8 protein-coding genes are annotated in these 9,646 nt (G+C 65.3%); all 8 read right to left on the bottom strand.

Annotation, left to right across the window (positions count from 1 at the left end; translation table 11 throughout):
- Positions 1–452, bottom strand: a 452-nt coding sequence (locus JWR89_RS15790) for a nucleotidyltransferase family protein (RefSeq protein WP_299717758.1), incomplete at its 3' end; no start/stop codon positions are given.
- 195 nt (positions 453–647) lie between these two features.
- Positions 648–971, bottom strand: coding sequence for a PilZ domain-containing protein (locus JWR89_RS15785; RefSeq protein WP_299717760.1), 324 nt, complete (start codon positions 969–971; stop codon positions 648–650).
- A 92-nt stretch (positions 972–1,063) separates the two neighbouring features.
- The gene (tsaE, locus tag JWR89_RS15780) at positions 1,064–2,587 is read right to left on the bottom strand and encodes a tRNA (adenosine(37)-N6)-threonylcarbamoyltransferase complex ATPase subunit type 1 TsaE (RefSeq protein WP_299717756.1); all 1,524 of its coding nucleotides are present in this window, start codon (positions 2,585–2,587) and stop codon (positions 1,064–1,066) included.
- On the bottom strand, positions 2,584–5,103 hold the full coding sequence (locus JWR89_RS15775) for a PAS-domain containing protein (protein WP_299717754.1): 2,520 nt from the start codon (positions 5,101–5,103) through the stop codon (positions 2,584–2,586). Before JWR89_RS15775 ends, tsaE begins: the two co-directional genes overlap by 4 nt.
- Before the next feature lie 350 nt (positions 5,104–5,453).
- Entirely contained in the window at positions 5,454–5,909 is a 456-nt protein-coding gene (gene dut / locus JWR89_RS15770; RefSeq protein ID WP_299717752.1) for a dUTP diphosphatase, read from the bottom strand.
- Positions 5,906–7,333, bottom strand: a complete 1,428-nt coding sequence (gene coaBC, locus JWR89_RS15765; protein WP_299717750.1) for a bifunctional phosphopantothenoylcysteine decarboxylase/phosphopantothenate--cysteine ligase CoaBC — start codon at positions 7,331–7,333, stop codon at positions 5,906–5,908. Before coaBC ends, dut begins: the two co-directional genes overlap by 4 nt.
- 63 nt (positions 7,334–7,396) lie before the next feature.
- On the bottom strand, positions 7,397–8,965 hold the full coding sequence (gene ubiB / locus JWR89_RS15760) for a 2-polyprenylphenol 6-hydroxylase (protein ID WP_299717748.1): 1,569 nt from the start codon (positions 8,963–8,965) through the stop codon (positions 7,397–7,399).
- Positions 8,962–9,646, bottom strand: a 685-nt coding sequence (gene ubiE, locus JWR89_RS15755; protein WP_299717746.1) for a bifunctional demethylmenaquinone methyltransferase/2-methoxy-6-polyprenyl-1,4-benzoquinol methylase UbiE, incomplete at its 5' end; no start/stop codon positions are given. The genes ubiE and ubiB, both read right to left, overlap by 4 nt.

Below are 9,646 nucleotides of genomic sequence, written 5' to 3'. Positions count from 1 at the left end.
CCGGCATAGCCGATGCTGTTGGCGGTCGGCGCCATCAACAGCAGGATGTCCATCCGCTCGGGATCGAACGCTTCGGCGAGCCGCGCGAGATTCGGCCGCACACCGTCGATCCACATGGTGTCGGCGTTGAGATGATAGAACGGCTCGGCGCCGAGCAGCGGCAGCGCTTTCACGACCGCGCCGCCGGTGCCGAGTACCTGGTCGCGTTCGTCGGAAATCGTGACGCGGGGTCGCGGCCGCGTCGCGACGTGGTCGATGATCTGGTCGGGCAGATAGTGCACGTTGACCACGGCCTCATCGACGCCGGCTTCCGCCAGCTTGTCGAGCACGTGATCGAGCAGCGCGGAGCCCGCGACCTGCACCAGCGGCTTCGGCAAGTGATCGGTGAGCGGGCGCATCCGCAGGCCGAGGCCGGCGGCGAGAACCATGGCTTTGCGGGGTTTTACGGGCATCTTGAAATCGGTCTCGACATCGGATCGAAGGTCTTGGGATCGAAGGTCTTGGGATCGAAGCTTTTGGGCTCTAGGATCTTGCGGTTCGAACATCTTGCGAAAAGTGTAGCACCACCTTGGTGCGCGTGCATGAATCGATCAAGCCATAATGTGCCGGTATGACGCGAATGCGACGAACTCCGGGTTGTCCCTCGCTCAGGCGTCGGCGTCCTGGTTCTCCGGGCGTCGCGCAATTTTCTTTTTCTTGTCGCCCTGCTTGAGGAAATTGACCCCGATCTGGTCGCCGTTGACCCAGGCCAGTTCGCAGCGGCGATAGGCCAGTCCCGTCGATGACAGCAGCAGGAAGAATTCTTTCAGGTTCAGCCCCTCGACCGAGCCTTCGACCGTGAGCTTGGCGCCGATCTCGGAAATATCTTCCATGATGCAGGCGCGGCGCCAGGTGCCGTCGATGCTCATCATATGGGCGGGGAAGCCGCGTTCGAAAACGATCCGGTCGCCCTTGCGCCGCTCCGGTGCCAACGCCATGCCGCTTCCTCCATACCGCAGGCCCCGCGCCGACGCGCGGTCATGGCTGGTAAGATACGACGCCCCTGGCTAACAAGCGGTAAAAGTCAGCCGCGCGGCGGCGGCACATTTGCGGCGTACCAGTCGCGGAACGGCGCCAGCGTCGGATGCGCCAGCGAGCGGTTCAGATAGGTCCAGATCCGCGGCTGGTGCTTGAGGTAGTGCGGCTTTCCGTCGCGGCGGTTGAGCCGCGCGAAGGTGCCGAGCAGCCGCGTGTTGCGCTGCGCCGACATGATTGCATAGAGCTCGGCGAAAGCGGCGGCGTCGAACCCAGCATCGGCCGCGCGCCGCGCCTGGACGTAGCGCGAGAACATCGCCAGTTCGAGCGGCTCGGCCACGTCGATGCGGGCGTCCTGCAGCAGCGACACCAGATCGTAGGCGGCGGGGCCGAGCACGGTGTCCTGAAAATCGATCACGCCGACCTTGTGGATGCCCTCGCGGTCGTCGAGCCAGATCAGGTTCGGCGAATGGAAATCGCGCAGCACCCAAGTCCTTGGCGCCGCGGCGGGCTTCGCCAGCAGCGCGCGCCACATCGTAAAAAATTCGCCACGAACTTCGTCGCTCGGCGTCGCATCCCGATCCGGCAGATACCATTCCGGCATCAGCCCGACTTCGATCAGCAGCGCCTCGGTATCGAACACCGGAATTGCGTAGCCGGCATGCGGCAGCAGCGGCAGCGTTTCCGGCAGCGACTGCTGGTGCAGCGCCGCCAGCATGTCGGTGGCTGCCTGGTAACGCTCCGGAATAGGCGTCGCAGGATCGCCTTCGATAAAGCCGGCGGTGCCGAAATCCTCGGTGATGAGGAAGCCGGCGTCGAGATCGGCGTGATGGATCGCCGGCGCCGAGATGCCGTGGGCGCGCAGCCCGTTGGCGATGGCGACGAAGGGTTTGACGTCCTCGGCCAGATGCACCGCGGCGCTGTAGGACTTGCCGTCATAGAGCGCCACGCCATCGGGCCGTCGCGGCGCGTTCATCAGAATGAAGACGCCGTCGTCGCGGATCAGCCGCGCATAGGAGCGCGTGGAGGCGTCGCCGGCCATGCGCTGCCGTGTCGCATCCAGATAGCGCGCGCCGTCGAGAAATTCACGCAGCGCCTTCAGTCGCGCGACCGTCGCGGCGGATGTGCCGTGGCCGGTGATCTCGGCGGCGCGCGCCGACGATCCCAGCGCCGGTCGATGGCTCAGCGTGATGTCGATGCGATCCTCGGGCATCAGGCTTTCGGCGCGCTCCGGCCATTCGATCAGCACCACCACGCCGTCGGGCAGCGGCGACAGGCCGATCTCTTCCAGCTCGCTCGCGTCGTTGGTGCGGTAGAGATCGGCATGCACCAGCGGAAACGACGGCAACTCGTAACTCTGCGCCAGCGTGAAGGTCGGGCTGGGTACTTCCAACTCGTCGTCGCCGGCGAGATAGCGGATCATGGCCCGTGCCGCGGCGGTCTTGCCGGCGCCGAGGTCGCCGGTCAGCGTGATGACATCGCCGGCGCCGATCAGCAGCGCGAGATCGGCCATCAAATGCGCGGTGGCGGTTTCGTTGGCCAGCGCCAGCGCGAAGGTGAAGGGCGCGTTCATTCCGCGGCGTTGCGATGCGCGGTCTGGTCGATCGGGAAGTCGCAGGTGACCGTGGTGCCCTTGCCGACCACGGAATCGACCCGGACCTTGCCGCCGTGCAGTTCGACAAAGGAGCGCACCAGCGACAGGCCGAGCCCGGCGCCGCGATGCCGCGAGCCGTTGGCGTGGCTCTCGAACCAGTCGAACACCTTGTCCTTGACCTCGGGCGGAATGCCGGGGCCACGGTCGGTGACCATGAAGCGCACGTTGTGCTCGGTGCGCTCCGCGGTCAGCGTGATCACGGAATCCTGCGGCGAGAAGCCGACCGCGTTGGCAAGCAGATTGTACAGCACCTGCACGACGCGGCGCTCGTCGCCGGTGAAGTTGCCGATGCTCGGATCGGCGTTGACCTGCAACGTGATGCGGTCGCGCGCCAGCCGGTCCTGGATGCCCTCGGCGGCGTCTTCGATGGTCTTGCGGATATCGATCGGGCCGAGATTGAGCGTCATCGCGCCGGCGTCGATGGTGGCAAGATCCAGGATGTTGTTGATGATCGCCAGCAGCGCGCCGGTCGAGGTGGTGATGTATTCGAGGTATTCCGCCTGCTTCGGCATCAAGGGGCCGGTGACGGGATCGCTGAGCAGATGCGCGAAGCCGATGATGGTGGTGAGCGGCGAGCGCAGTTCGTAGGAGACGTGGTGGACGAAATCCACCTTCATCTGGTCGGCGGCTTCTAGCGCCTCGTTGCGTTCGCGCAACGCGCGCTCGACGTTCTCGGCGTCGGAGATGTCCTGGAACGTCAGCATGGTCGCGCCGTCGGGCAGCGGCATGGTCATGCAGTCGAGCACGCTGCCGTCTTTGCGCTCCAGCTTCAAGGGCACCGCGACGCGGTTCTCGATTCCGGTGATGGCGCCGCGCAGCGTCTGCCAGGTCGATGCATCGTCGAACAGCGGCCGGCACCAGGATTCCACCATCTCGATGTGCGGATGCTGCTGCATCGCCTCGTCGGACAGCTTCCACATCTTGGCGAAGGCAGGATTGAACAGCTGCGCGCGGCCGTTGCTGCCGAACACCGCAACCGCTTCGGCGAGGTTGTCGAGCGTCTCGCGCTGCACCCGGATCAGGCCGTCGAAGCGCCGCGCCAGTTCCAGGCTCTCGGTGACGTCGTCGAACAGATAGGTGACGCCGCCTTCGGGATTCGGCGTGGTGACGATGCTGAGCGCGCGGCCGTCGGGCAGATACCAGACATCCTTGGCCGGCTCGACGGCGCGATAGGCCTCGTGCAGCTTGGCCTTCCACTCCCGGAAGTTCGGCTGCTCCGGCAATTTTCGTGCGGCGCGGAGCTTGTCCAGCACGCTGGAATCGTCCGGGGTGTTGTCGAGAAAGGTGCGGTCGAGGTCCCACAGCCGGCGATAGGAATCGTTGTAGAAGGCGAGCCGCCGTTGCGCGTCGAACACCGCGACGCCCGACGATAGCTGATCGAGGGTGCGGCGATGCGCTTCGGCCATCCGCACCAGCGCGGCTGACAGCGCGGCGGCCTCGGAGGCGTCGATTGCCATGCCGGCGCTGCCGCCGGACACATTCAGCGCGTGAACGTCATAGATGCGGCGCTCGCCTGAGATCACGATCGGCACGCGGGCGGCGAACGGCTGGTTGTCGTTGAGGGCGCGGGCCAGGTTGTTGCGGTCGTCGCTGTCGAGCAGTTCGAGGTTGCGGTCGATGGCATCGTTCGGGCCGCTGGCTTCCGTCGCGCGGGCATAGGCGGCGTTGGCGAAGCTCAGCGCGCCGCTGGTGCGTCGGGTCCAGATCGGCCACGGCGCGGCGCTGGCGAAGCCGCGCAAGGTCTCGGTCTCTTCCGAGAGTTCTTTGTGACGCAACGTCATCTCGGCCAGTTCGCGACGCAGGCCGCTGAGTTCGCGGATCCGCACGATGGCCTGGCCGCCGATGGCGCGGCCCATTGCCTCGATGGCGCGACCGGTGGAGGTGGTCAGGTTGAGCACGAAGCCTTCGCCGGCGTCGAGCAGCGCATCGACCGCGTGATCGATCTGCAGCGCCGGTTCCGGCGGAAGCCAGGTGCCAAAAGCGAGAATGCGTTGCGGCTGATGCTGCTGCGGATCCTGCGACATCACCAGCGAGGTATCGCCGGAGATTTCCGGGCGGCTGTCGCCGGCGGCCCAGCAGATCAGCACCTGCGGTTCGGCAAACAGCAGCGCGCGAAAGCGGTCGGCCTCAACCTGCAGCGCGTGCAGGTCGGTGCGCAGCCGCGCTTCGGTCCGCTCGGCGCGAATCCGCGTCCGCATCAGGAGGATGGTGGAGAGCACGGAAAAGCCGAGCACCGCCAGCGCCAACGTCAGCGCGGCGAGTTCCTGGCGGTCGAGATTGAAGAAGCTGGCCAGCGCCTGGCCGATGAAGGGATCCTCGGCGCGCGCTGCGGAGGTCGCCAGGACGACGGACGCGCCAATTCCCACGAGCCCGTCGCGCACCAGTGAGGTGCACGACAGCAAGGTCCGACGTATCGCCGCGATCACGCCTGACATCATTCGCCCCAAACCACGTCTTCCCGAACGGCCCCTCACCGCTCGCGAATCGTCTGACAGTATCCCCTTCGGGAGTCGGCGGGTAAGAGTCCAGACCGTGAACGGGACTCGCATGGTGAAAAAATGGCGAGGTGAGTCTTTGGTGCGCGCCGGACGCTGCGCCAATGCGCCTCTCTCGTTCCCCGGACGCTGCGCAGTGCGCCGCCTGACGATGCGAAGCATCGTTGGGGCGGCGTAGTGCGCTGCAGAGCCGGGGTCCCGGTTATGCAAAGAAACCGGGATCCCGGATCTGCGAAGCGGCGTTGCACGCCGCACCGCGTCCGGGAAACCCTACAGCTAGCGCAAGTAAGCTAGCTTCCGGTGGAACCAAACCCGCCGGCGCCGCGATCGGTTTCGCTGAGCGCGGCGACCGTCACGAGTTTCGCACGCACGACCTTCGCAATCACCAGCTGCGCGATGCGTTCGCCGCGTTTGACCGTGAAGGCGGTGGCGCCGTGGTTGATTAGCAGCACGCCGATCTCGCCGCGGTAGTCCGCGTCGATGGTGCCCGGCGAATTCAGTACCGTGACGCCGTGCTTGGCGGCGAGGCCCGAGCGTGGCCGCACCTGCGCCTCAAAGCCATCGGGCAATGCAATGGTCAGCGCGGTCGGCACCAGCGCGTATTTTCCGGGCGCGAGAATCACCGGTGCATCTTCGGGCACGGCGGCGAGCAGATCGAGTCCGGCGGCATGCGACGTCTGATAGGCGGGCAGCGCGAGGCCGGCGCCATGGGCGAGTTGCTGGACGTCGATGGTGATGGCGCTCATGGATTTGCTTTCTTGAATTGTTCGGCGATGCGCGCGACCAGAGCGGTCGCGACGCCGTCCTTGCTCATCGCTGGCCAGGAGTCGACATCGATTTCACTATCGCGGCGCGTGAGCAGATGCACGGTGTTGTCGTCGCCGCCCATGATACCAGTGGATGGCGAAACATCGTTGGCGACGATCCAGTCGCAGCCCTTTCGCAATATTTTCGCCTTGGCATTGTCGATCAGATGCTCGGTCTCGGCGGCGAAGCCGATCACCAGTGCCGGTCGATTGTCTTTCGATTTTGAAATGGTTGCGAGAATGTCGGGATTTTCCGTGAGCTGTAGCGGCGGCAGCGCGGCGCCGGTCTTCTTCAATTTCTGCGCGCCTTCGCTGACGACGCGCCAGTCGGCGACCGCGGCGGCGAAGATCGCGATATCGACGGGCAATGCCGCTTCCACAGCGGCGAGCATGTCGCGCGCGGATTCGACGTGTTTGACGATGACTCCGTGTGGCTCATCGAGATCGACGGGGCCTGAAACCAATATTACTTCGGCGCCGGCGGCGCGTGCCGCAGCAGCAATCGCAAAACCCTGCTTGCCCGACGAGCGATTGGCGATGTAGCGCACCGGGTCGATCGGCTCGTGGGTCGGGCCTGCGGTGATCAGTACGCGCTTGCCGGCCAGCGGTTGCGCTTGCGGCGGCCGCAAAAATGCTTCCGCGGCTTCGGCAATCTCCGTCGGCTCGGCCATGCGGCCGGTGCCGGCTTCGTTGCGCTCCGCCATCTCGCCGGCATTGGGGCCGATCATGACAACGCCGTCGCGTTGCAATTGCGCGACGTTGCGGCGCGTCGCGGCGTTATTCCACATCAATGGATTCATCGCCGGTGCGAGCAGGATCGTTTTGTCCGATGCCAACAGGATCGCGGTAGCGAGATCGTCGGCGTGGCCGTTCGCCATCTTCGCCATCAGATCGGCGGTGGCGGGGGCTACTACTATCAAATCGCATTCGCGCGCGAGGCGAATATGGCCGGCATCGAACTCGCTCTGCGGATCGAACAGGTCGGTGTAGGCGCGCTCGTTGGACAGCGCGGAGGCGGCGAGCGGGGTGACGAATTGCTGCGCGGCCCGAGTCAAAACCACGCGCACATGGAGGTTTCGCTCCTTCAAACGGCGGATCAGGTCGAGCGCTTTGTAGGCCGCGATTCCGCCGCCAATAATGAGGGTAACCCGTTGAGTTATATCGCTCTTTGGTCGCTGCCCTGATTTTGCCGCAAGAATCGAATTTTCGTGCGGGAAATCAGCCTTTGGCAGCGCGTCTGGCCGCGCCGCCTCGCGCAGGATGACGCGGACTTCGTCCTCCACGGAGCGGCCATTTCGGGCGGCGCGCAGCCGCAGCTCGTCGCGGATCGCGTCGTCCAGTTTGCGGATCGTCAGGCTGGCCATGGTCGTTCCCCGCCCCGGTTGACAGCAATGCTAGCACATTATGCCAGCATTGCAATCATTCGGCTAGTGCATCGAGAACAGGATGCCGAGGAAGGTTAGTGCGATTACCCAGATGCCGATGCTGCGCCAGCGGGCCTGCCTGGCGCGGGTGCGGCCGATCGCGGCAATGGTCTCGGGATCGAGCCGGAGGCCGTCGCGGCTCATGGTCTCCAGCTGTTCGAGCACGGTGACCGCGCGCGACGCCATCGCCGGCAGGCCGGAGACCACGCGTCCGAGTTCGCCGGCGCCGGACAGGGCGCCCTGAATTTTGCCGAGCGGCCCGAGGTTTCGTTCGATCCATTCGCGGACCACGGGATCAGCGACTTTCCAGATATCGAGCTTGGGATCGAACGACCGCGCGACGCCTTCGACCACCACCATGGTCTTCTGCAGCAGGATCAATTCCGGCCGCGTGCGCATGTCGAACAGGCCGGTGACCTCGAGCAACAGCGTGAGCAATTTCGCCATCGAGATTTCTTCAGCGGTGCGATTGTGAATCGGCTCGCCGATGGCGCGGATTGCTTGCGCAAAATTTTCCACCGAGTGATGCGCGGGCACATAGCCGGCCTCGAAGTGGACTTCGGCGACGCGGCGGTAATTTCGCGTGATGAAGCCGAGCAGAATCTCTGCGAGGAAGCGGCGCTCCTTCATGCCGAGCCGGCCCATGATGCCGAAATCGACCGCAACAAGCCGGCCGCTATCGTCGAGGAACAGGTTGCCTGGATGCATGTCGGCATGGAAGAAGCCGTCGCGCAACGCGTGGCGCAAAAAGCTCTGGATTACCTTGCGGCCGAGATCGGGCAGATCGACCTGCGACTCCGCGAGCCGCGCATGATCGTTCAGCGCGATGCCGTCGATCCATTCCATGGTCAGCACATTGTGCGACGTGCGGTCCCAATCGACTTTCGGCACGCGAAAGTCGGGATCGTCTGCGGTGTTCTCCGCCATCTCCGACAAAGCGGCGGCTTCCAGCCGCAGATCCATCTCCATCGCTACCGAGCGGGACATCGTGTGGATGATCTCGACCAGGCGCAGCCGGCGAGCTTCGGCGGAGTGCTGTTCGGCATTGACGGCGACAAACATGAAATCGCTGAGGTCGCGGCGGAATTGCGCGGCGACGTTGGGTCGGAGCACCTTGACCGCCACGGTGTGGCGGACGCCGTCCTTCTCGATTTCGGCGCGGTGCACCTGCGCGATCGAGGCTGCCGCGACCGGCGGGCTGAAGCTCGCATAGAGCTCCGCCACCGGCCGTTCCAGCGACGCCGCGACGACCGCCTCGGCCTCGGTCATGGAAAACGGCGGCAGCCGGTCCTGCAGGCTTTCGAGATCGCGCGCCATCGCGACGCCGACCACGTCGGGCCGCGTGGCGAGAAACTGTCCGAGCTTGAGATAGGCCGGGCCGAGGCGCGTCAGGGCCGCCGACAGCCGTGCGCCTGATTTCACGCCGGGGCGTTCGATCAGCCGCGCGATACGCAAAGCGAGCTGGCCGGGCGGCGGCACGAAGGACGGATCGACGACGCCGAACACGCCTTCACGCGCGAACACAAAGCCGGCGCGGGCCAGCCGCGCCATATGCGTGAGAGCAGAGATCACAAACGCCAGCCCGAATGCAGCGCGACGATGCCGCCGGAGAGGACCTGATGGCTGACGCGGGAGAAGCCGGCGGTGCGGATCATCTCGGAGAACGCCGCGGGTTTTGGAAACTGCCGGATCGATTCCACCAGGTACTGATAAGATTCCGCGTCGCCGGTCACGGCCTTGCCCATCGGCGGGATCAGCTTGAACGAGAACAGGTCGTAGATCTTGTCGAGGCCGGGGACGTCCACGGTGGAGAATTCCAGGCACAGGAAGCGGCTGCCCGGCCGCAGCACGCGATAGGCTTCCGCCAGCGCGCGGTCGATGCGCGGCACGTTGCGGATGCCGAACGCGATGGTGTAGGCGTCGAAATTCTTGTCGGGGAACGGCAGTTCCTCGGCATTGCCCTCGATGAAATCGACGCGGTGCTCGAGATGGTGGGTGATGGCGCGCTCGCGGCCGACGTCGAGCATGCCGGAATTGATGTCGCAGACGGTGGCGTGGAAGCCATCGCCCGCCACCTTGGCAGCGCGGAACGAAATGTCGCCGGTGCCGCCGGCGACGTCGAGCAGCTTGAACGGCGCGTCGGAGCGCGGCGGGTTGAGTGCCTGGATCATGATGTCTTTCCAGACGCGATGCAGCCCCATCGACATCAGGTCGTTCATCAGGTCGTAGCGCTTCGCGACGCTGTGGAACACG

Origin of the sequence: Tardiphaga sp. (assembly GCF_028290785.1) — a bacterium.
Taxonomy (GTDB): Bacteria; Pseudomonadota; Alphaproteobacteria; order Rhizobiales; family Xanthobacteraceae; genus Tardiphaga.
Note: the sequence above shows the minus strand (reverse complement) of the source record. Positions and strands in the feature narration are given on the sequence as shown.